20 protein-coding genes are annotated in these 24,068 nt (G+C 30.5%); 1 reads left to right on the plus strand and 19 read right to left on the minus strand.

Features of this window, described 5'->3' with window-relative positions:
* Positions 1 to 8 precede the first annotated feature (8 nt).
* The 16 genes from glpK to DW196_RS03260 form a co-directional block, all read right to left on the minus strand.
* Positions 9 to 1,514, minus strand: coding sequence for a glycerol kinase GlpK (gene glpK, locus DW196_RS03185; RefSeq protein ID WP_118250034.1), 1,506 nt, complete (start codon positions 1,512 to 1,514; stop codon positions 9 to 11).
* Positions 1,515 to 1,666: 152 nt separating this feature from the next.
* Positions 1,667 to 3,160 carry a helix-turn-helix domain-containing protein gene (locus DW196_RS03190; RefSeq protein ID WP_118250036.1) on the minus strand — a complete coding sequence of 498 codons (1,494 nt, stop codon included), beginning with the start codon at positions 3,158 to 3,160 and terminating at the stop codon, positions 1,667 to 1,669.
* A complete protein-coding gene (locus DW196_RS03195) occupies positions 3,150 to 4,460 on the minus strand; it encodes an FAD/NAD(P)-binding oxidoreductase (RefSeq protein WP_158563504.1) in 1,311 nt (436 codons plus the stop codon). Before DW196_RS03195 ends, DW196_RS03190 begins: the two co-directional genes overlap by 11 nt.
* Before the next feature lie 107 nt (positions 4,461 to 4,567).
* Positions 4,568 to 5,080: a GNAT family N-acetyltransferase gene (locus tag DW196_RS03200; protein ID WP_118250040.1), complete on the minus strand. Its 513-nt coding sequence runs from the start codon at positions 5,078 to 5,080 to the stop codon at positions 4,568 to 4,570.
* Positions 5,081 to 5,158: 78 nt separating this feature from the next.
* On the minus strand, positions 5,159 to 6,061 hold the full coding sequence (locus DW196_RS03205; RefSeq protein ID WP_147408665.1) for an AEC family transporter: 903 nt from the start codon (positions 6,059 to 6,061) through the stop codon (positions 5,159 to 5,161).
* A gap of 304 nt (positions 6,062 to 6,365) precedes the next feature.
* The gene (locus DW196_RS03210; protein ID WP_118250044.1) at positions 6,366 to 9,704 is read right to left on the minus strand and encodes a CDP-glycerol glycerophosphotransferase family protein; all 3,339 of its coding nucleotides are present in this window, start codon (positions 9,702 to 9,704) and stop codon (positions 6,366 to 6,368) included.
* Between the two features lie 39 nt (positions 9,705 to 9,743).
* Positions 9,744 to 11,288 (minus strand): DUF2142 domain-containing protein, encoded by a 1,545-nt coding sequence (locus DW196_RS03215; protein ID WP_118250046.1) that lies wholly within the window; start codon positions 11,286 to 11,288, stop codon positions 9,744 to 9,746.
* 26 nt (positions 11,289 to 11,314) lie between these two features.
* Positions 11,315 to 11,653: an EamA family transporter gene (locus DW196_RS03220; protein WP_117972605.1), complete on the minus strand. Its 339-nt coding sequence runs from the start codon at positions 11,651 to 11,653 to the stop codon at positions 11,315 to 11,317.
* Positions 11,650 to 12,000, minus strand: coding sequence for a DUF2304 domain-containing protein (locus tag DW196_RS03225; RefSeq protein WP_118250048.1), 351 nt, complete (start codon positions 11,998 to 12,000; stop codon positions 11,650 to 11,652). Before DW196_RS03225 ends, DW196_RS03220 begins: the two co-directional genes overlap by 4 nt.
* 5 nt (positions 12,001 to 12,005) lie before the next feature.
* A complete protein-coding gene (locus DW196_RS03230) occupies positions 12,006 to 12,719 on the minus strand; it encodes a glycosyltransferase family 2 protein (RefSeq protein ID WP_118250050.1) in 714 nt (237 codons plus the stop codon).
* 338 nt (positions 12,720 to 13,057) lie between these two features.
* The gene (locus tag DW196_RS03235) at positions 13,058 to 14,473 is read right to left on the minus strand and encodes a DUF6056 family protein (protein ID WP_118250052.1); all 1,416 of its coding nucleotides are present in this window, start codon (positions 14,471 to 14,473) and stop codon (positions 13,058 to 13,060) included.
* A 162-nt stretch (positions 14,474 to 14,635) separates the two neighbouring features.
* Entirely contained in the window at positions 14,636 to 17,080 is a 2,445-nt protein-coding gene (locus DW196_RS03240) for a GH25 family lysozyme (RefSeq protein WP_158563505.1), read from the minus strand.
* Between the two features lie 201 nt (positions 17,081 to 17,281).
* Entirely contained in the window at positions 17,282 to 18,226 is a 945-nt protein-coding gene (locus tag DW196_RS03245; protein WP_118250056.1) for a glycosyltransferase family 2 protein, read from the minus strand.
* A gap of 87 nt (positions 18,227 to 18,313) precedes the next feature.
* Complete coding sequence (tagD, locus tag DW196_RS03250; RefSeq protein ID WP_071457319.1) at positions 18,314 to 18,709, minus strand: glycerol-3-phosphate cytidylyltransferase; 396 nt, start codon at positions 18,707 to 18,709, stop codon at positions 18,314 to 18,316.
* Between the two features lie 19 nt (positions 18,710 to 18,728).
* Positions 18,729 to 20,081, minus strand: a complete 1,353-nt coding sequence (locus DW196_RS03255) for a hemolysin family protein (protein ID WP_071457320.1) — start codon at positions 20,079 to 20,081, stop codon at positions 18,729 to 18,731.
* A gap of 100 nt (positions 20,082 to 20,181) precedes the next feature.
* Positions 20,182 to 21,294 (minus strand): AI-2E family transporter, encoded by a 1,113-nt coding sequence (locus tag DW196_RS03260; protein WP_071457321.1) that lies wholly within the window; start codon positions 21,292 to 21,294, stop codon positions 20,182 to 20,184.
* Between the two features lie 111 nt (positions 21,295 to 21,405).
* Between DW196_RS03260 and DW196_RS03265 the strand changes: the two genes are divergently transcribed.
* A complete protein-coding gene (locus tag DW196_RS03265; RefSeq protein ID WP_071457322.1) occupies positions 21,406 to 21,840 on the plus strand; it encodes a GNAT family N-acetyltransferase in 435 nt (144 codons plus the stop codon).
* Between the two features lie 51 nt (positions 21,841 to 21,891).
* On the opposite strand, the gene DW196_RS03270 is transcribed toward DW196_RS03265, so the two are convergent.
* From DW196_RS03270 to mutY, 3 genes are all read right to left on the minus strand, one after another.
* Complete coding sequence (locus DW196_RS03270; RefSeq protein WP_118250058.1) at positions 21,892 to 22,101, minus strand: hypothetical protein; 210 nt, start codon at positions 22,099 to 22,101, stop codon at positions 21,892 to 21,894.
* Between the two features lie 177 nt (positions 22,102 to 22,278).
* Entirely contained in the window at positions 22,279 to 22,812 is a 534-nt protein-coding gene (locus DW196_RS03275) for a DUF402 domain-containing protein (RefSeq protein ID WP_071457324.1), read from the minus strand.
* Positions 22,813 to 22,927: 115 nt separating this feature from the next.
* Positions 22,928 to 24,067: an A/G-specific adenine glycosylase gene (gene mutY, locus DW196_RS03280; RefSeq protein WP_118250060.1), complete on the minus strand. Its 1,140-nt coding sequence runs from the start codon at positions 24,065 to 24,067 to the stop codon at positions 22,928 to 22,930.
* Between the last annotated feature and the right edge of the window lies 1 nt (position 24,068).

Raw genomic sequence — 24,068 nt, forward strand, 5'->3', positions numbered from 1 at the left:
TCCTTATATTATTTAATTCTCTTGAATAGTTGTGTTGCTTTAACAGCTTCTGTCCATCCTTCATACAATTCTGTACGTTCTTCTTCACTCATTTGAGGAGTAAAGATTTCGCCTTCTTGTGTAAATTCTTTTAATTCATCCAAGTCTTTCCAGAATCCTACTGCTAAACCAGCTAAATAAGCTGCTCCTAAAGCGGTTGTCTCTAAGTTAGACGCACGTTGAACATTAATATCTAATATATCTGCTTGGAATTGTAATAAAGAATTATTGTTTGCCGCTCCACCATCTACTTTAATTAACGGAATTTTCACACCAGCATCTTTTTGCATCGTATCAATAACATCTTTCGATTGGTAAGCAATTGCTTGTAGTGTTGCTTTAACAAAATCTTCTTTAGTTGTTCCACGAGTTAAGCCAAATACTGCGCCACGTGCTTCTGAATCCCAATAAGGTGCGCCTAATCCAGTAAATGCTGGTACAACGTAAACACTATTATCACTTGTTGATTCATTTGCTAATTTTTCTGATTCAGCAGAGGAGTCAATCATACGCAAACCATCTCTTAACCATTGAACAGCTGATCCAGCAACAAAGATACTACCTTCTAACGCATAATAAACTTTACCGTTAATTCCGTAACCAATAGTTGTTAATAATTTGTTGTCTGATAATTGAGGTTTTTCACCAGTGTTCATGACGATAAATGCACCAGTTCCATAAGTGTTTTTTATTGATCCTTCTTCAAATGCTAATTGACCAAATAATGCTGCTTGTTGGTCCCCTGCCATACCAGCGATTGGCACTTCACTACCATAGAAGTGGTAACTTTGTGTGTAACCGTAAATTTCTGAGTTACTTTTTACTTCTGGTAATAATGATTTTGGAATGTTTAATAACTCTAAAATCTCGTCATCCCACTCTAAGTCATGAATGTTATACATCATTGTTCTAGCAGCATTTGAGTAATCTGTTACGTGAGTTGCTCCGTTTGTTAATTTCCATAATAACCATGTATCAATTGTTCCAAAAGCTAATTCGCCTTTTTCTGCACGTTCTTGAGCGCCCTCTACATGATCTAGAATCCAACGAACTTTTGTAGCTGAGAAGTAAGCATCAACGACTAAACCAGTTTTTTTATGAATCATATCTGCGTAACCGTCTTCATTTAACTTTTCAGCTAAAGGAGCAGATTGTCTTGATTGCCACACAACAGCATTGTAAATTGGTTTTCCAGTTTTTCTATCCCAGATAACTGTTGTTTCACGCTGGTTTGTAATACCTATACCTTTAATTTGAGTTGGACGAACACCTGACTCGATTAATGCGCCGGCTATAACAGATTGTACCGAGTTCCAAATTTCATTTGCATTGTGTTCTACCCAACCAGATTCAGGGAAGATTTGTGTAAATTCTTTTTGAGAACTTCCAACACTATTTCCTGCTTTATCAAAAATAATTGCTCTAGAACTTGTTGTACCTTGGTCTATCGCCATAATATAAGATTTTTCTGTCATGATAATTCCTCCCAAACACTTAAGATAGCGTTTTCTTTTTGATAGATTCATTCTACCCTTTTTTTTATAAAACAAACAGTCAATATTTATTTATTTTTACAAATAATTGACTGTTTCGTGTTGTTTATTAAGTCATACACTACTTAGACCAATTATAATTGGATTTTTTTAACGTTTATTTCTTTTGTCATTTTATTTGTAGAAATATCTCGAATGAGTCGAGTAATATGAATCACATCATACGTTGTACCTAATTCTGATAAAAGATACGTTTGAGCTTTAGCGTGATTAATTGGCTTGTTGCTTATCACTAAATCAAATGATTTAGACGCATCATACTCCATACATCTCACACCATTTAAACAATTTAGTTCTTTAATCAAGCGGGTGGTTGATACTTCTTGATACACATCTTCTAATACAAGTTTGACACCAATTGTTACAGTGCGATTAATTTGACTATCGATTAACGCAATAATATGAAGATACTGTAATTTTGAGTAGTCAATTAGCGTCTTATTATGGTCTAAGCTTAACCCTTCATAGTCTCCTTCGACTGACGAAAAAAGTCTTTCAATTAATGGTGAAATTACATGCCCTGACCATTCTTTTTCGGTTTCTATAATGTATTCACGTGATAATACTTCAATAATTCCTCTAAAAAAATATAATCTATAATGCACACGTGACAAATAATAATTAACTTGGCTTTCCAATTGATGTGATAGCTTTAGTGGTGCATAGTATAAAATCAACGACTCTAAAATAAAGGTATCCACTAATCCGACTGGTGTAAATTTGGAGCGAAGTATCTCATACTTATAAAAATCATTTTGAGGCATCGCTTGAAAACTCATTAAAAAGCAAAAATGAATCATTGCTTCTTCCTCGTCTACTTCAACAGCGTAGTGCCCTAAAACACGTAAAACAATTGATTTTAACTCAAGATAAAGTGTGTCTCGCTCGTAAGGCTCTATTGCTTTTTTTAGTTCTGTATAGATTGGTGAGGCGTAACTAATCCTTTTTTTTGAAATAATCAGCCATAGATTAATACGTTTCATGTTTTCAAGTAAAAAATTAACACCTAATCCTCGCTCTATTGCGTCAATCAATGATTGTTGTTTAAATGATATCTCTTTTTGTGCATAATTATCTAAATACCAATAAAAGCAATAGTAAAAGTAACGAATCTGACTTTCTTCTCCAACTAACTTTCCCTGCCAAATAGTCAATCCAAACTCTTTCAGCGACACATTCAACTCTTTAATTTTACGAAAAAGTGTCGACTCACTGATTCCTATTCTATTAGTCAATGCAACTGTTGAATAATCAAAATGATGATACAGATAGTTCATAATTTGATATTTAATGGAGTCTTTATACAAATGTGTTTCAATCACTTCTAAAGAAAAACTGGGAGCTAACTCTAACATGACAAGTGCCCCATCATAAAACAAAGTTGCTTCTTTTTTATATGTATCATTGATCCACATCAAATCGTCAATGTACGTTTCAAGAGATGATTTACTAATACCAAGCTCCTTGGCTAATGAGCTAATCTTCGACGTCCCACCACGAAGTAATAGACTTTTTAGAAGTTGTAATTGTTTGGCTTCTTTTTTTTCAAGTAACTCATCAAATCTCACTCATATCATCTCCTTTTCCAAACACATCCGGCAGACCTAACGATGTATTCGCAAAAACAGCATTGTAGAAATGAGGTAATTGACTAAGATTCCTTATATCTATCCTCTCTTTTATCATTAGGGCAAAGGTATTTATTTTATCTAAAATTGGTTCTTTAGAAATAAGCTGCACACCCAACAAGTGATAATTTTTCCCGCCATAAACTAATTTAATACTCACTTCTTTTTTACTAACTGTTGATATTGGCAAGGTAATAATCACACTTTTAACTTCCGCATCATATAAAAAATCTTCTGATTCCATTAAACCAGTACTCGCCAAATAATGATTAAATAATTTAATTCCAACTGTTTTTAACATTGGTCTAAGGGTTTCTTTTTTTTCCACAATATTTTTGGCACACATCATACTTGTTTGTACCGCATTGACAATCAATGGGGCATAAACTCGTGCATGAAATAGAAAACTTGGCACTTGTATCAAGTCCCCTATCGCATAAACGTCAGGAATAGATGTTTCTAAATAATCATCAACATAAAGTGTATTATCACTATTAGCTCGTAGTTGTTGATTAAAAATAGATAATTCAGGTCGTACACTATTTGCACTAAGTACCATCTTATCAGTGATGTTCATCGTTTTTCCATTTGATAGTACTAACCTAGACTCATCAATTTCCTTTACTGTCTCACTAAAATGAAACGTCATATTGGGAATGTCTCCTGTTGTAGTGTAAAAAGATTCTAAAAAATCCTTATCGAAATACTTATATAGCGGATAATCCATCGTCTCAATGATATGGACTTTTTTTCCTTGATAGATTAACCCACTCGCAAGCTCCATTCCAGCTTGTCCAGCTCCTATAACTATAACTTCATCAACATTACTTAATGTGTTTAATATCTGTTCAGCTGATTCTTTATCTTTATACGTTTTAATACGATCAAAATCATCTTCCATTTTTGATGATTTTTGTGATGAGCCAGTTGCTAACACTAATTTATCAAAGGACATCAATCCTTTTGTTGTATCGATTGTTTTACCCGTAAAGTCATAGGATAAAACTTCTGTATCCGTTAATACATTAATCCCAGTCTTTTCTAATTCTTTCTTTGTCATAAAATAGGCTTCTTCTAATGAATCAATTTCACCATTCAACAGCATAGATAACCCACTAGGGATATAACCTATTTTTGCCTTTTTTTCTATCAGTACCACATCAAATGACGGATACAACTCTTTTACCTTAATCGCACAATGAATGCCCGCAAATGAGCCACCAACGATTATTACCTTCATTTCTACCCACCTCCAACACCAATAAAAAATCGATTTCTTTAGTATCTTAAAACACATGCTTTATAAATCGATTCTAGCAAATATTTAACTGTTTTCACATCTTTTTATTAGTCTTCAATTACTAACTCATAAGCAAAACGTTCACCATCGATATCAGAGGCAACATATACTATCCCTCGGTAAACAAAATCAAACTTTTCTAATAAAGCTTGCATGGTTAAATTCACTCTGTGCGTATCGATTCTCACAGCTGAGTAACCTTTACTTAATGCAATGCTCAATATATTAGAGAAAAAATAATTTGCTAACCCACATCCTTGATAGTTAGATGAAATGGCTACTCGGTGAATCACAACATAATCAGACGTTTGCTGCCAATTGGATAGGATTTTATAATCTTCATCCTCTTGATTAATCATAGCTAAATAACCAACCACTTGGTTATCATAAACTAAGACATAGCCATAATGATGATCAATATCGTCATAAACCATTGACTCATTTGGGCTACCTTCTTGCCATTGTGAACTTCCACTTTTTTTTAATACTTCCTTTGCTTCTTCAATGATGGTCACTATTTGTGGTACATCTTCTTTTCTCGCTAATCGTGTATAAATCACGTCACTCTTCCTCTACGTTTAGTTTTAAAAATTATACCATATAAACAAAAAAAGCATCCTCTCAGATACTTTTTTCGTTTATATTAATGACATAATAATTGGTAATGTTACCATACTGGTGACAGTTGTCAATGCAATATATTGTGATACTTTTGTTCCTGCACCAGCATATTCTTCTGCCAAAATAGCATCCAGTGAACCTACTGGCATTGAAGCAAGCAGCACTAAAACACCTAAAATAGTTGGATCTGTGATAAAGAATTTCAATACTGGAATAAAAATAATGGGTATAATAATCGCTCTAACAAATAGAAATTGTAAATTATCTTTATCAAAGAACAACTCTTTTAGTTTTACTTGTGAGAACAAACTACCATTGATAATCATTGATAAAGATGCCGTCATAATCGACAAATCAACATTAAAAGTATGAATTGGTTTTGGTAATTTTACACCAAACATAAACAACACAAAACCTACTACAGCTGCTAGAATAGCTGGTGTGGTCAAAATACTTCGAATTCTGATTTCTCGACTATTTGATAAAAACATAATCCCTACTGTGAATAAGAACAAGCTTGTTACTGTATTACACACAACTAAGACAATCAATCCAACTTCACCATATAATTTTCCAACAATCGGAATTCCGATAAATAATATATTGGAAAAAGTTAAACTAACTACCCATAAACTTCGTAGCATATCTTTTTTCTTAAATAAAGTTGCAATTAAATACGTAATAAGTAATGTCGCCACAATCATAATAAATGTATAAATAGCCGTTTGTTTCATCATAATTAATAACCGGTCACTTTTATCTACTTGAAAACTATTAATAATGGCCGCAGGTAAAGCAACTGTTGTCAGTAAATGACCAATATAAATATTGGCTCCTGGTGAATACTTACCTCGTTTATTTAACAAAACACCTACAAACATAAAAAAAATTAATACAATTGTTTCATTGAACACGGTCATTCCCAACTTATTTTCCCCCAATTCTTGACGCTACACATCCATACTTACTAAACGTCTGAACCCATTTTATAGCTCACTCAAAGCACTGTCAATGAGGACATTATAAAGAATAGGCTTACATTCAATTATTTTTTTATTGGAGGGTTAATCAATAAAAATAAAAAAGAGGCCGACTCAAAAGTATTATAAGAGAAAAATCCCATGAAATCCGTTAATTACAACGTTGATTTCATAGGATTTATATTTTGATAGTTAAGTGATTTTTATTTAAAAAGTTGCTTTTGGGTCAACTTCTTAAAATAATTCATTTATTTAGCGGATCTATTTCTTGATAAAATCGTTGAATTGTTTTTTCATTATATTGTATATAATCAAATGATTTAAAATTACCTTCAAATTGATAAATACGATGCAAACCATGATATATATCTTCTACTTCTATCCCCTCAGTTAACATACCATATTCTTCATTTTTTCCAATAACATTAATATTTGCAGGAATATTAGAACCTAATATTTTTAAACCCAAAACCATAGATTCTAGCAATACCATTGGTTGCCCTTCATAATATGAGGGTAAAATAAATAAATCTGTTTTTTTGATAAAATTAAAAGGATTTTTAATATGTCCTAATAAAAATACTTTACCTTGCATTTTCTCAGTCTTAACAGTTTCGATTAATGAGGCTTCCAGAGGTCCTTTTCCTAGAATAAACAATCGACTGTTTGGAACATCTTGATTAAATCTAGCAAAAGCTTGAATTAAATGTGTTTGATTTTTCTCAGGTGATAGCCTTCCCATATTTACAATATTATAATAATTTGAATCAAAACTTGGGACTTTTTGATAACTCAAATCAACCCTAGGTAATCTAAATTCTTCTGTATTATTTTGTTTTTCTTTTTCTTTAAAATTAAAATAGACATCTTCTGATACAGTATCAATAAAATCAGCTTGAACATATCCTATACTTTCTTCAAGACTAAGACAAATATGATAATATTTGTCTTCTCCTACCCATGCAATTTTATCGATTAAAAAAATCTCATCAACATAATTTTCTGATGTGCTAATAATCATACTATTTGTGGTTCCTTTTGGTTCACCATAAATATTTACTGACACATTCGTATTGAACTTACCATATAATGTTGTTCTTTCTATTTTTGACGTATAACCAACAGGAGAAACTAACTCTTTTTTCTTCAATTTACCATTGAAATAAAATTTTAAAGGTGATATAGACGTTAGTTTATGCGTTCTTTTCAAAGGACGAGGAGACATCCAACCGATTACTTTTCCGTTATATTTTACTCTAACATAACGTCCTCCACTAGTCTTGGCTATTTTATCAGTTTCAATATATCTATCTTTAAAATATCCAATATAGGTTATTATTTCATCTGTTTCATTATTTTTACGAATTTGATTCCAAATTGGTTGTTTTAAAGGGTATGATGCAGTTGAAATAGTATGATACGGTTTAACATTATATAATTCGAATTCCTCTTCTTTAACATAATTTTGATCAATCCAGCCTACGTATATATCATTTACACTAATTTTGACGTAAATCTTGTCATGAAATAAATAGCTAGCGTATTGTGTTATTTTATCATCTAATCGCAATGATAGTTCAAATGATTTTTCTAGCTCTAAATCAGATAAATTTTTATAAACTTTAATAGTAGTATTATTTAAGACTTTAAGCCGCTTCCTTTTAACTATTAACTTTTCACCATCTGATTTAACCGATGAGTTTTCTTTCCCCAATATCTGATTGATATTAATTGTATTGTATACATAAGACATTTGCTCTTTAGTTACATAGCCGCCTAATTTTTTAAAGTTAACATCTCTTGTCATGGGTGACACACTTAATAATTTATCAAACATAAAGTAAATAGAAAATAGTGCATTCAAGTCATTGTACTGTGGCATTTTGCCATCAACTTCCCTCATTGAATCAGCTACCAAATCATTATGCATAAATGCCACATACTTTTCTGCATTTGCCGATAAAATATGACGCCCCCAGAAATAACTATATCCACTAAAATCTATTGATACATCAAACTCAAGATTAGCTGTCAATCGAGCCATTTCTCGTACATAAGCCTGTTTAGGATAAGCATTTCTATTATTTTTCGGTAAACCATTGACATTAAAGTTACTATCTAACTTTTCTTCTTCCTTACTGAAAATAGCATGACCAAATCTAAAAATCAATCGAGCATTTTTATTAATCTCTTCAATATTTTTAACCGATTCAATCGGATTTCTAGAATTTAATATAACTGTGACATCATATTTGTCATAATCAATATTGTTAACTAAATTTAATGCACTCGATGTAATTCCATTACTTTTCATTGCTCCGGGAAATAGTAAAATCTTTTTCTTGTCGGAGTCAACGTGATATTCTTTCATATCTTCTATCTTTTTGTTTTCAAAAATTCGCTCAATATATTTTTTTGTCACATTTCCATCGTCATAAGATACCATTTTTTTTGCCAACATTTTATAAGCATTTTGATAGTCCTTAAAATAGTCTTTCACATGACTGATACAATCAAATAAATCTGGTAAAGTCTCTGCAGTTGGCCCTGGTAATTCACTTTCTTCTAAATACATTCCTCGGTTTCTTTGATACAAATCTTTATCCCACGCATAAAAAATAATTGGTTTATTTGTCACTAAAAAATCAAAAAATATACTAGAATAATCTGTCACTAAAATATCCGTAATAGCCAATACTTCATTGGCATCAATTAAATCTGACACTAAATGTTGACTTACCCTTCCATCCTCTAAGACCTTGTTTGCAATAAAGGGATGAACTTTAACTAATACATCATATTCATTTTTAAATTGATTAGCTAACTGTAATGTTTCTTCAACAATTTGATCAATATCATCTGTGGTATTGTGAACAGAACTTCCTTTCCACGTCGGGCAAAATAAGATGATTTTTTTTTCAGTTAATTTTGCACCATAGTTTTCAATTTTTCTTACAATCTCACTCCTATTAGAATTAAGAGTAAAATCAATTCTTGGATAGCCACCTTCTAGAACTATCCCTGGATAAATACCTTCTAATTTGTAGCTTTTTATAAAAATTTCTGATGTATGAGCGTTAGGTGACAAAATATAATCTGCCATTAAGAAATTTCTTAAAACATTTTGTGAATGATTAGGATTTCCAGGAATATCAAACCCCATATGTTTTAATGGTGTTCCATGCCATGTATTAATATACACTTGCTCTTTTTTCTTAACAAAAAAAGATTCAAATGTTGAGTTATTAATTAAATATTTTGCTGTTAGCAATACCTTTACGTACTCCAAACTATTCCGTTCAACAAATATCACTTTTTTTTGTAAATTTTTTGGAATGCTTTCTTTAATAAATGGAACATTAGGATTAATGACCCAAACATGTTTAAAATTTGAAAAACGTTTATCATTAACTAATGATAAAAAGATTGCATAAGGCGAATCAACTATCGATTTTCCATCTCTTGATTCATAAACAATTAAGTACTCATCAACAGTTGTCGACTCATAATTGGCACCATAATACTCACTTTTTTTCTTATTAAAATCACTCTTAGATTGTCTTTTTAGTCCATATAAAGCCATTTTTAAATCCTTTCCACATTAATACCTTTATTTAGATTTTTAATAATATGCTCCAACTCGCATTGTGCACATCCATACTAAAAATAATATTGAAATAAATAATACAATTCTATTATACTTTTCTTCATTAAAATATGGTTGCCTACCAAATTCATCTACTGTAAATAATTTTTCTGATAAATTAAAAACAAATATACTCAAAACAAATATCCCAAAAAAGTATCTTCCTTGTACTCCTCTAATTTCTGTTTCACCAACGCCTGTAAAAGATATATACATAATAATATTAGTCAACAAAATAATACCTGTGGATACACCAACAATTGCTAGTTTAAACCAATTACCAATTTTGTGCCTTAATCTTATTGGGTACATAAATACAACAGATCCTATAAATAATAAATACAGTATATACGCAAGTTCCGAATATTTAAATGACCAACCAAATGTAAAATATTGTTTAAGTTGAAGGACCGTTTTCATACTATTTGATAAAAGTGATTTTAAAAACATTAAAGGTTGGCTTAATATAACCTGCAGTTGTTGTGCTTCATTAACAGATTTAGGCAAATCTGTAGGCATTATACTAGAATAATGCCTACTCCACAACAATCCTTCAATAATTATAATAAATATAGCAACGAAATTACTGAAATAAACTTTTTTAGATTCATATCTACTTATTGGAATAAAAAGCATTAAGCCTATAAGCATGATGGATGGTAGCTTTGTAAAAGCCATAAGTCCACACATAATCGATATTGTCACAACATCTTTATAACTTATTGTTTCCTCTTTATCAAATAGCTGAATATACTTAGCAACAATTAATAACGATAGTCCATAAAAGAATGCATCTTGATTGTAAGAGGCGGATAAATATATTGGAAAATGTTGCACAGCAAAGACTGATAATAGTATTTTCCACTTACTTGCTATTCGAATAGCAAAGAAAGCCATAATAGCATACATCAAAAGATTAAAGAATCTCCCTAAATAAAACATAACTCCTAAATTACCATTCGAAATTATTTTTCCGAACCATAATCCAAAAGCTCCTGGAAAATATACAAATGAACTATATGATCTAGTTGCTTTTATTTTCGATTCAACTTTTTTACTTGTATCACTTTTCATGCTGAATAAATTACTATGGAAAAAATTTACCTTGGGATCTAGTCGATTAATACCATTGTATTTTGTCATCTTTGTCAGTTTATCATAATCTTTTGAAATAGCTAATTTATCATTGTCATTATAAAGCTTAAAATTTCCTTCAGATATATATAATGCTCTACCATAATGTGCTGGTTCGTCCAAACTATCAAAAACTGGGGAAAAAATAACTAAGAAAGAACCAAAAAAAAGGATAGTTACAAACACTATTTTCTCAATCTTTACATTAGATATTAGTAAAAGTGGAATCACTGAAACCCCAAATATTACCACAACAAATTTCCAGTAAATATTATTGAAATTTGTAGAGTAACTAGTTCCTATTATAGTTATGATAACTGATATCAAAATAAGATATTTATTCTTCCACAAACAATTAATGAAAAATTGTGGTGTTTTTTCAATCATTTTACCTTCTCCTTCACTTTTTTTGATTATTTATTAATCAGTAACGTTCCTGCAAGTATTAATACAATACCTATGATACCATAAAGACTTATTTCCTCTTTTAATACCACAGAAGATCCTACTAGTATTAAAATATTAGTAAGTCCTAACCCCAAGGGAACTATAAAACTAACATCAGATTTTGAAATAATAATCATCCATAAAACAAAACTTATAAGATAACAAAATAACCCTAAAATACTTAACCCTGGAAAATTCATATTCAATTGATTGTTAATAATTTTAATTGATAAGTCTGTAGAACCTAATTTAAATAAAATTATTCCTGATGATGATAAAATAACATAAATAAAAAAAAGTATCATTTATCTCTCTCCTTATTTTTAAATTCTTCTTTTAAAATTGATACTTCTTGTATCAATTTTTTTATTTGATTACTTTGTTTTGTAATCTGCTTCGTCATTGAAATTAGCTGCAGTAGACTAAATAATACAGCCATAACTAATATAAAATTAGACATTGTTTCAAATCCTAATAGACTACTTAAATATTCAGGTAATTTAGGAAAAACTGCGAATACTACCATAATGATTGCAACAGCTAACCACAGTAAAGAATACTCTAAACTAAATGTCGATTTTCTTATAGACCTAATTACAAAAAATAAAAAAAGTAAAGAAAAAAAGATCATTGATAAATATAAAGCTTCCACTTTATTTATTCCCCCTTATCTGATAATAGTATTATTGATGTTAATACTTCAACCATATATCGCACTGATTTAAACGGAGTGATAGAAGATTTTCCTTCTTTACGTTCAAACATATTAACACCAACCTCTTCTACTCGTTTACCTTTTTTTATTAAAATGGCATTTGTTTCAGGCTCTGGGTATTTTCTTGGATAATTTTTAGAAAAGTATTCAATAATTTCCTTATTAGCAGCTCTATAACCTGATGTAACATCTAAAATTTTTTCTCCTGTTCTAAATTTAATAAAAAATGAAATTAAATTTATTCCCATACGTCTAAATAATGATGTTTTAAATTTTGATGGTGATCCTTCTACAAATCTCGACCCAATCGTAAAGTCGACATCTCCATTAATAATCGGGTTAATCAAAGTTTTAAGGGAACTAATATCATGTTGACCATCTCCATCAAATTGTACAGCTATATCATAATCTTTGTAAAATGCGTAAAGATAGCCCGTTTGAACTGCTCCACCTATACCCAAGTTACTAATTAAATGAATGCTAGAAATGCCATGTTCTGACAAAATACGAGCTGTATTATCGGTTGAGCCATCGTTAATAACAACATAATCCAAAACCAAAGAATGATTCTCACTTTTATATTTATCAATTGATCTAATCGTTGATAAAATGCTTGCATCTTCATTATATGCAGGTATTATAATTAAAACCTTCATCTATATATTCTCCTCACAATATATCCAATAAAATAAGCCTCCCTTATCTATTAGGTTGGGCTTTACTTTTAACAAATTTGTTGATAATAAATATAAATTTGTATTGATATAATTTATTAATTCTTTTCTCAAACTTACACAATTAAAACAAGACATTAATAGACTATCTTTTACTGATTTAATCATTGTCATTAATAAATTGTACCATACATATTAATCTAATGATACTTTCTTTTTACCTATATAAAATATACTTTAAACGTGTTAATCAGCATCTAATTTTTAATACTTATTTACAGATTAAACAAGAAAAAACTAGTACAAAAAGTAACTAGTTTTTAATTATTTGTCTGTTTCCATGGTAATGGCATTGTTCTATTTACAATTTTTATTTCAATATTCTTTGAAATATCATAATATTCTTTATACTCATCTTGTCTATTTCCCATAGGTATATTATCAAGCTGTTGACCTAAAAATGAGAAAGGTAGTCTTCTGATTTCTACAACTGATTGATTAGATTCATCTGCCTGTTTTATAAGCTTGATTCTACGATTGTTCTCAAAAGCGTTAATTGCATACAATGAAACATAGAACAAACTGCAGCATATTATCATTCCTTTAACTAGTTTATTTAACTTGTTAACATGACTACTCTCGATATTTTTTGATAAATTAGCCCATAGTATTCCTAAAGAAACACTTAACATCAGATAAGTTAATAAAATATTTCGAGGTCCAAAAGGAGTGACCATCAGAAATGGTGCAACCATTAGTACCGCAGAGAATAAAAAGATAAAATATAATTTTTTATCTTCCTTTTCCAAGCTAACAAAACCAACATATATCAATATAAAGAAAAATAAAAAAATCATGACCAACTCAACTAGAAGCATATACAATGGTTCAGTATTAAAAGTTATATTTAAATAATTTCTACTGATAAAATAAATGTTAAATATCAATAAGTAACTTCCAATCAATAGAGGTTTATTTAATATATAATATATAACAATAGAAAATAAAAAAATTAAAAATATATTATCTTTAATAACTAACTCTGACCAATCTTGTAATAGATGCTTAGGTAATTCTGCTATAAAAATATTAGAAACGCCTCTCGATGTTTCTGAGTGGTATGCACTATTTTGAAACATGAGGTAAAATCCAAAAACAGAACCTGTTAACCACGTAATTGTAGAAAATAATCTATCTCTATTAATGAATAAACTTATAATGAAAGCAGAAAAGCTGATTACAATATTAACCATTGAAACATTTTCTACAAAAAACTGACCTAAAAAAGATAAAAAAAGTATGATTATTGGAGTATACCATGTTTGAGTATGAACATATACTAAATATAAGATTACTAATACAAATAAAGCAGAAATATTATAATTAGCAAAACCTGAAAACCAACCAAAAGTTTGTCTGAAAATTCCAATAGGTATAGTAAGTAGGATTAATATAATATATTCCATTTTAACTCGATGTCCAATAATTTTAGACATGACTATAGCTAACCCTACATTAGTAAAAGTATAGATTAAAATTCTTAACAAAACTGAACGAGTCATTATAATTATAATTAAGTTACCTATATATCTACCATTATAGCCTTCAAAATAATTAACTAAAAGCTGTCCTCCAGAATTTCCTCCCCAAAAAAAATCGTCCCATGATACTATAACAATCATTGATAGTATCAATATGAACACTCCATATATCCATATAGCTTTAATTTTACTCATTGCTATTCTCCTTAAAATGCGATTTTTAATAATAATTTATTTTACTCATTAGTATTTTAAATGAATAAAAAAAAAAAAGATAGTACATTTATAAAGAAAGAACCGATATACTAGTTTAATCAAAGTATATCAGTTCTTTAAATTACATACAGTATAATATAGTTATTTAAAATCAGTAGATTTTATCCAACCTTTAACCTGCGTATTACCTTTATTAAATGTAGTCTCATACCATATTCCGTATGGTGTTTTTACAGAATTACTCACTCGTACTTTAGAAGTATTTAAATCTGACAAATTGCCTAATCTCGATGTATACCCCTCATTATATGGTGAGTCATAAATAACTCCTTTTGCTACATTAATTGTTTTTATTTGATTTATTTTTACTGACCGATATGTTCGATCTAAATCAACACTTTTTATCCAGCCAGTAACATTTTGTCCATTTTTTATAAATGTCCCTTTATACCATATACCAAAATCAGTTGTTGCTTTTTCCGTATATGAAAAAATGACATTTTGCATATTTCTTAAGTCATTTACTTTTCTGGTATTCTCTCCATCATATGCTCGATCATATACTACTCCAACATCTTTATTAACGTAAAATTTTCCAGAAACATTTTCATAATCATGGTATAGAGTAATGTCTGTCGATTTTATCCATCCCTTAACTTTTTTATCAGCTAATTTAAATGTACTTTCATACCATAATCCACTAGGTGTTTTGACTGATTTAGTTACTTCAATATATTTTTCATTTAAATTAGAAGTTTTTCCAATTTCTTTTGTATGTCCATAGTTATGTGGCGTATCATAAATCACACCATTGTTATTTGTAACATAACGCTTGCCAACATCTTTTTTAGAATAATAATTATCTGATAAATCAGTACTCTTTATCCATCCTATAACTTCTTTTCCATTTTTATAAAATGTTCCTTTATACCATATACCAAAATCAGTTGTTGCTTTTTCCGTATATGAAAAAATGACATTTTGCATATTTGTCAACTGCTCTATTCTTTTTGTTCCACTACCTTCATACGGTTCATTATATACTTCACCATAATCTTTATTTACATACTTATAGCCTGTTGTAAATTCATGATTACTATAATTACCTAAATCCGTTGATTTTATCCAACCTGCTTTAGTTTGGTTATTTTTTATATATGTTCCATAGTACCATAATCCATAGCCAGTTGTAGCTGATTTAGTAGCTTTAAAACTACTACCATAGGTACCATTTGTTGTATCTATTCTTTGAGTGGTTTCAGTATATGGTCTATCATAAACGGCTCCATTATTATTTTTGATAATAAAAGTCTTATTAATACTTTGTTGCTCAATTACATCGTCTAAATCTGTTGATTTTATCCATCCACTGTAATTTATACCATTTTTTGTATAAGAAAATTTATACCATAATCCATAATCTGTTTGAGATTGAGCTGTTAAATAAATCAATTGTCCCTTCATACCTTGTGTAGTATCTATTTGAGAAACACCTGATGTATATGGTCTTTCATAAATCACACCATTATTTTTATTAATATACTTTCTCTTTGTAATAGGTGTCTGTTCAAAATCTTCAATGTATGACGGATTAGAAAAATTACCTTTATAATCAATATTTATATCAAATAATCTTCCGGACACTCTATCGTTAACAAATTGTAACTGACTACTCCACTGCCACGCTGATGAAGATTGATATAAAAGATTATTCTTAGAAGGATTATTTACAAAATTTGCTTTCCATGAAAACTGTTCTCCTCCAAGTTTAGTCATATCAATAGTACCAGGTTTAAACCAACTAGCCATACTGTAGTGGTGAACATTTTTATAACCAAATTTATTAGATAAAGTTGATGCAAAATATAAGGAATTTTCTGTTAATCTTCCATTATTAATAGAAGATTCTTCTGCATCATTAACTAAAATGACATCTGTTCCTAAACCTAAACTTTTTGCAGTATTTGCAAAATAAGTCGCCTCAGCTTCTGCAGTTTGTTTATTCTTAAACCAACTATAATGATAGGCACTCACTTTTAAGCCAGCAGCTTTTGCATTATTTATTTGTGATTTGGCATAAGGATTAGTATAAGAGGTACTTTCTGTTAATTTAACAACAACACCTGTTACTCCTTGCTTTTTCATACTCAAATAATCATTTACTGTAATTTCACCTTGATGTGAAGAAACATCAACAAAATCCATTCTTGGTAAATCTTTATTATTTGAAGAAAAAGCTGTACTATTAAAAGATCTCATTATACTTTTAAAAGTATCTCCCATAGCTTTTTGATTATCTTCGGTAACAACTTGTTCTTCAACATTTTTTAAAGCATCTGGCTCTGAATCAATTTCAATGACCTCTCCATTTAGATAGATTCTCTCTTTAGACTCTTTACTTTGATTTTCATTATTGTGGTTACTAACATCTGATGATGTATTTGTGTCAGAATCAGAAGATACTTGGGTACTTGACTTCTCACTCATTTTTACCTCACTGGATTCTGTTGTAGTTTCAGAAGCCAAAGATAATATTGGTGAACTAAATAGTAATAAACATAGACCTATATTAATATTCTTTTTCATTTTTACCCCCATAAATTAAATTATTAATAATAAAAAAAGATAAATAAGTTTTATTTATCTTTTTAATTATTATACCTTAATTACATTATTTAAAAAAGCTACATTAAAAAAATATACATATAACCTTCTTAATAAATAAATTAGAAAAATAAATCAATAATCTACATACTTTTTAACTAATAAACTCTATTTTATTTTCATTTACTCTGGATTATCTTGACTAAAATATTCTTGTATTAAATAGGGAGGTCTATTTTTAACCTCTTTATAAATTTTACCAATATATCCACCAATCACACCCAAAGAAATTAATTGAGATCCGCTTAAAAATAGAATCAATATCGTAAGAGTCGGAAATCCTGGTGTTGAACTTCCTACTATCAAAGTTTTAATAAAAACATAAATCATATAAATAAAAGATATTAAAGATATTATCATTCCTGAATACAAAGATATACGTAACGGTGTAGTCGAATCTGATATAACACCATCTATCGCTAATTTAACTAAACTTTTAAGTTCCCACTTTGTTTCTCCAGCATGTCTTTCTTGTGCTACAAATTCTATTTCTTTTTTTCTAAAGCCTATCCACATATACATTCCCTTAGTATATCTTTGTGATTCTCTCAGCCTTGTTATACTATCTATACATTTTCTATCTAACAATCTAAAATCGCCAACAGCAGGTAAAACAGGTACTGTCGAAAATTTACCTAATATTTTGTAATAAAGTTTAGAGGTAAATTTTTTAAAAAAAGATTCTCCTTCTCTAGTAACACGTTTACCATATACATCTTGATACCCTTCTTCCCAGCCAGCAATCATTAATGGAATTGTTTCTGGTGGATGTTGTAAATCCGCATCCATCATAACAATAGCGTCTCCCTTAGCATAATCAAATCCTGCCAACATTGCAATTTCTTTTCCAAAGTTACGAGATAAGTCAACATACTTAACTCTTGTATCTATTTTTGTAAGCTCTTTTACTTTATCTAAAGAATCATCTATACTACCATCGTTAACAAAAAGAAATTCAAAATGATACTTTTCTCTATATAAATCTGCAATTTTCACAAGCTCATCATATAATGGAAAAATATTACTTCGTTCATTATACATTGCAGTACAAATTGTAATTAATTTCACTTTTATTACCACTCTCTCAATTAAATATATTAAATTTAAGAAAAAAGATAAATGATAGAACTATTTTATCATTTATCTTTTTATTTTTTATCTCTTATTCAAATCTTTTTTGATTTGTGTTGTTGATATTTCTGGTGTGCGTTCAAGATAAACAACGTCAGCACCTGTTTCTTTTACAAAATCAAATTTACCTTTCCAATCATCGCCCATGACAAACACATCAACTTTAAACTCTTCAATGTCTGTCATCTTTTGGTTCCAACTCTCTTCAGGTATGACCAAGTCAACATAACGAATCGCTTCTAAAAGCATCTTTCTCTTTTCATATGAGAAATAACATTTCTTTTGCTTTTCGTCCCAGTTGAATTCATCAGTAGACAAGGCAACAATCAGATAATCGCCTTGCTCTTTTGCACGACGTAATAAATTAATATGTCCGTAGTGTAATAAATCAAATGTACCATATGTAATAACTTTTCTCACTGTTATACCTCGCTATCTATTAATCATCATCGCGTGATTTGTAATATTTATCTTCTTCTTCATCTTCTACTTCATTGATCGTCACTAATATCTCTAGTAAGCGAGTGCCTTCTGCTTTATACGTCGTTAAATCAATATGATCAACATGAATGGTTAAACGTTCGTCCTTTTCAGGAATTACACCAAGCTCTGTAATCATAAAACCTGCCATCGTATCAACATCTGTCATAGAGATATTCGTACCAAACTTTTCATTAAAGTCATTGATTGGCATACGAGCTTCGATTAAGAATTCATTGTCACTCACTTGTTTTAATAAGTGGTCAATCGTTAATTCATCAGATTCATCATCTATTTCACCAACAATTTCTTCTAACAAGTCCTCAAATGTTACTAAGCCAGATACTCCACCATACTCATCTAATAAAATTGCCATATGGTTTTGAGTCTTTTTCAGCTCTAACAATAAATCATCAATAAATATGGTTTCAGGAACATAAAGTGGTTCATGAATCACATTTAATAAGTTTAAATTTTCAAATCCTTTACTTCGAGCTTCTTTTAGTAAATTTTTAAGATGCAATATCCCAATGACTTTGTCTTTGTCATCATCATAAACTGGGATTCGTGAGAAATTGTTTGCTAATACTTTATCAATATTTTCTTCTGCAGAATCATGGATATCTATCATAAAAGCTTCTGTACGAGGTACCATTACTTCTCTTGCCATCGTTGTATCTAAATCAAAAATCCCTTGAACCATCTCTAATTCGTCAGAATCTAATACACCTTCATTCGTCAAAAGATAGGCCATCTCTTCACGTGTCATTCGTTCATTTTCATCATCAAATGTCATTGGGGTGATACGGCTCAATAAATTAGTCGAGCTTGACAACAACCATACAAATGGTCTCATTACCTTACCTAATAATGTGATAGGTCCCATTACAAATCCTGCCACAGCTTCAGGATTGTTTAAAGCGATTCGTTTAGGATATAATTCACCAAACACAATTGAGATATACGTTAATAAGATTAAAACAATGACTTGCGAAGCTTGTTTCGCCCAAGGAGCTCCACCAAAAACAGGTGCTAACTCTCTAGCAAACGAATTGGCTAATGAAGCCCCTGATAAAATAGTCACTAAAGTAATTCCTACTTGAATCGTAGACAAAAAATTGCTTGAATCATTAATCAATGCCAGTAATTTTATCGCCGTTTTATTTCCCTCTTCTGCTTTACTTTCCAGTCTGTTACGGTTTACCGAAATAACGGAAACCTCCGCAGCTGCAAAAAAGGCGTTTAGTAATGTTAACACAATCAAAATAATAATATTGATAAAAATAGACTGACTCTCGGGGTCAGCGTTCATAAGCTTTTCTCTCCTAACTTTTTCGTTCTTTTTAATATTCCTCCAAAAATCGTATCATAAACATCAATTAAATTCAATATAAAAGATATAGCTAAACAAATTATTTAACGGGAGTATTTTCTTTTTTAATTCGTTTATCAAGCTGAACCATATCATAGACATAAACAACAATCGTCTTACATACTGCATAAAATGGCACACCTAAAATCATTCCAAGTAGTCCAGCAATATTTCCAGCAACCAGTAAAATGATAATAATAGTTAATGGATGAATATCTAAACTCTTCCCTATCACATTTGGGTAAATAATATTTCCATCTATCTGTTGGACAATTAATACAACAATACATGCCAGAACAGCTTTAACTGGATCCGTAAATATCGTCACAAATAAAGCAGGAGCTAACCCGATATAGGGACCAATGTATGGAATCATATTTGAAAGACCTGCTATTACACCAAATAAAAAGGCATAATTGACACCTATCAACATGTATCCAATACTTGTTGCAACCCCAACGAACAGACACTCAATCATTTGTCCACTAATATATTTTGAAATTGTTTGACTCATTTTTATCAGTAATTCTGTCATTTCTTTACGATGCGTTTCTGGGAAAAAACGTGCCACATTTGGTAAAAAACGTTCCCCATCTTTTAACATATAAAATAAAATAAACGGCACCGTAAAGATAATCATAACAATTCCAGCTATAGAAGAAATAAATGATCCTAACCCATTTCCTAAACTAGATATTGTCGTCTTAATAATATTTCCAAATGACACATTCCACTGTTCTAAATATTGTTGAATATCAACATTTTTCATAACAGGATGGTGCGCTAATTCATTGATTGTTTTTTCTATTGCTATATAAAAGTCTGGTGCAGCTTTTGTTAACATGGTCATTTGTTTAATCAAATTCGGAATGACCGACATAATAAGTAATAACACGACACCTATCAAAAAAATCATGATAATTGACACAGCCCATGTCCGTTTAATCCCTTTTTTAATCATAAACTGTAAAATTGGGTTGACACAATAAAATAAAAAACCGGATATAATAATCGGTGCAAACATTGTTGTAAATAGTGTTCCAATTGGTTTAAAGATAAAATTGATTTTCGTTCCAACTAAAATTAATGTTGCAATAATCAATAGCTCTAGTGACCAAAACATTAATTTAGAAGCCTTAATTTTTTGTAGCATAAATTCCCCTCACTTTATCTAACTTTTACGTATTCTTATTATAATCTATTTGTTTTAAAAAAACTGTTAATTTGATAAACTTATTAAAAGCATAACAAAGGAGATACACAAATGGCAAACTTAATTCATACACAAGATCTTACGTCAAAAGTATATGAAGATGCTAAACGCATTAGACTAGACGTATTTGTTATAGAACAACACGTACCAGAATCGATTGAAATCGCTGATGAAGATCAAGCAATTCATTGTGTATTATATGATGACAACCAGCAGGCTTTAGGTACTGTAAGATTACTTCCTATTGATGAGACAACAATGAAAATCCAACGCATGGCAGTTGCTAAAGATGCTCGTGGAAAAGGAATTGGTATACAACTCATGAACTACGCAGAGCAAGTAGCAACAAAATACCAGGCAAACACACTCATTTTAGGGGCACAACAACACGCGTTAGGTTTCTATCACTCTTTAGGGTATGAGCCTTTTGGGAATCCCTACATCGAAGCAAATATCCAGCACCAAAACATGAAAAAAACGGTATAAAAATAAACAGGATACTTTTTAGTGAAGTTTCCTGTTTTTTTATTCGAATAATTACATTTCTTTAATCGACATCACTTGTTTTTCTTTACTATAATTAATAGATGCTTTTTTTGGTATTGTAAGGATTTTTTTTTCAGGTTCAATGACTTCTCTAATCACTTTTTCTGAGGCAGTTGTTCTTGATTCGTACACTTTCAATAGCATCAAACCAATACACAATACAGCACTTACTAAAAATAGGATAGATAGTTTTTTCTTCACTTAAATACCCTCCTTTATTCATCTTGTAAAAATTATAACATAATTTCTTCAAACAAATTCGTTATTTTTTTCGTTTCAAAATGACAAAAAATAACGAAAGACTTCAAACATTTAAAATCTCTCGCTATTTTTTTGTAGTGCTTATCAAACCCTGAATTTACGAAACACACAGTTATTTCATTTTCTTGATAATTGTTGATACCGTTTATACCAAATATCGACATACTCATCAGAGAAAGGACCTTTTCCTTCATTAATCCAGTCTACTAAAATCTTCACATTTTCTTTAAGAACAATATCAATTTCATTTGGATAGTTCATTAGTTTTCGATGATCTTCATACTCGTCAACATCCAACAAGCGTTTTTCTCCATCAGGAAACACTTTTATGTCCAAATCATAATCAATATACTTTAAAGCCTCCTCATCTAAAACATAAGGTGAGGCAAGATTACAATAGTAGGAAACTCCTTTCTCTCGTATCATAGCAATTATGTTGAACCAATATTTTGTATGGAAATATACAATAGCAGGTTCACGCGTCACCCATCGTCGTCCATCTGACTCTGTCACAAGTGTGTGGTCATTCATACCAATTATCGAACACTCACTTGTTTTTAAGACCATTGTGTCGCGCCAAGTTCGATGTAAACTTCCGTCATGCTTGTAACTTTGGATCGTGATAAACTCTCCTTCTTTAGGAACACGCATCACTATCTAATCCTGCTTTCCTTGACAAATTGTGTCAATTTTTCACATGGGTATTAAATTTAACCTTTAACACCAATATCAGAATTATTATAGCATATCTTAGCCTATGATATCACTAATTATTCATACTTTTCTTTAGTAAGTCGACCATCTTTTGCTGTGGTTTTGGAAAAACATACTGATCAAACTCTTCTTGATAGACCCATTTTTGTTTTTCTAACATTTCACGATCTGTGTCTCTCAATAAATCCTCAACTACTAACACATGCCATTTTCTATGACTAAAAATATGTGTCACAATGCCTAAAAGTTGTTTTTCTTTGATGTCTATTTTTTCTTCTTCATACAAGCTCAATTGCTCTGCTACTTGTAACTCTTTTTTTTCAACAGAGCCATAAGATGCCACTAAACGATCATAGTCTTCTTTTGTGACGTCACGCATGGGAAATGTCCACATGTTTGAAAGCAAACCATCTTCTGGTCTTTTCTCCAATAAAAAAGCACCCGTTTTATTTCTAATCACATCTGCCACATAGTAAAGTGGCTTCGCTTTTTCTTTTTTCTTCTTCACTGGATAAGAAGATGCTGTGTCTGTTTTTTTAGCCTCACAATAATGTTTTATTGGACACGTCTCACATGATGGTTTAGTCGGTGTACAAATTGTGGCACCTAAATCCATCAACGCCTGATTAAAATCACCAGGTTCAGTTTGTGACATGGTTTCTCTCACATACTTATCAAAAACTTTTCGTGTTTTAGGTAACGCGATATCATCAGACAAACAAAATAAGCGACTGTATACTCGCATCACGTTTCCATCAATTGCCGGCTCTGGCAACGAAAAAGCAATACTTCCAATCGCTCCACCTGTATAAGGACCTATTCCCTTTAATGATAATATGTCTTCTATCGTCTGTGGCATTTTCCCATCAAACGTTTCGACCATTTCTTTTGCCGCATGTTGCATGTTGCGAACACGAGAGTAATATCCCAAACCTTCCCATGCTTTTAGTAGTTTATCTTCTTCAGCATTTGCCAAATCTTCTATCGTGGGAAACCACTCCATAAACCGATTAAAATATGGAATCACCGTTACGACTTGCGTTTGTTGTAGCATAATCTCAGACACCCATACTCGGTATGGATCTGTCGACTCTCGCCACGGTAAATCTCGTTTTTCATGATGATACCATGCCAACAAATCATCTTGAAAGCTCTCTATCTTCTCTTGCGTCCAAGTTACTTCTTCACTCATC

This window comes from Vagococcus sp. AM17-17, from assembly GCF_003471765.1.
GTDB lineage: Bacteria > Bacillota > Bacilli > Lactobacillales > Vagococcaceae > Vagococcus > Vagococcus teuberi.

Excerpts from the sequence above, each read along its gene's own strand:
- DW196_RS03265 (WP_071457322.1), top strand. The coding sequence starts at position 21,406 with ATGGCAAACTTAATTCATACACAAGATCTTACGTCAAAAGTATATGAA.
- DW196_RS03230 (WP_118250050.1), bottom strand. The coding sequence starts at position 12,719 with ATGAAGGTTTTAATTATAATACCTGCATATAATGAAGATGCAAGCATT.
- DW196_RS03220 (WP_117972605.1), bottom strand. The coding sequence starts at position 11,653 with ATGATACTTTTTTTTATTTATGTTATTTTATCATCATCAGGAATAATT.
- DW196_RS03255 (WP_071457320.1), bottom strand. The coding sequence starts at position 20,081 with ATGAACGCTGACCCCGAGAGTCAGTCTATTTTTATCAATATTATTATT.
- DW196_RS03235 (WP_118250052.1), bottom strand. The coding sequence starts at position 14,473 with ATGAGTAAAATTAAAGCTATATGGATATATGGAGTGTTCATATTGATA.
- DW196_RS03205 (WP_147408665.1), bottom strand. The coding sequence starts at position 6,061 with ATGACCGTGTTCAATGAAACAATTGTATTAATTTTTTTTATGTTTGTA.
- DW196_RS03240 (WP_158563505.1), bottom strand. The coding sequence starts at position 17,080 with ATGAAAAAGAATATTAATATAGGTCTATGTTTATTACTATTTAGTTCA.
- DW196_RS03215 (WP_118250046.1), bottom strand. The coding sequence starts at position 11,288 with ATGATTGAAAAAACACCACAATTTTTCATTAATTGTTTGTGGAAGAAT.
- DW196_RS03195 (WP_158563504.1), bottom strand. The coding sequence starts at position 4,460 with ATGAAGGTAATAATCGTTGGTGGCTCATTTGCGGGCATTCATTGTGCG.
- glpK (WP_118250034.1), bottom strand. The coding sequence starts at position 1,514 with ATGACAGAAAAATCTTATATTATGGCGATAGACCAAGGTACAACAAGT.
- DW196_RS03210 (WP_118250044.1), bottom strand. The coding sequence starts at position 9,704 with ATGGCTTTATATGGACTAAAAAGACAATCTAAGAGTGATTTTAATAAG.
- DW196_RS03275 (WP_071457324.1), bottom strand. The coding sequence starts at position 22,812 with ATGCGTGTTCCTAAAGAAGGAGAGTTTATCACGATCCAAAGTTACAAG.
- DW196_RS03260 (WP_071457321.1), bottom strand. The coding sequence starts at position 21,294 with ATGCTACAAAAAATTAAGGCTTCTAAATTAATGTTTTGGTCACTAGAG.
- mutY (WP_118250060.1), bottom strand. The coding sequence starts at position 24,067 with ATGAGTGAAGAAGTAACTTGGACGCAAGAGAAGATAGAGAGCTTTCAA.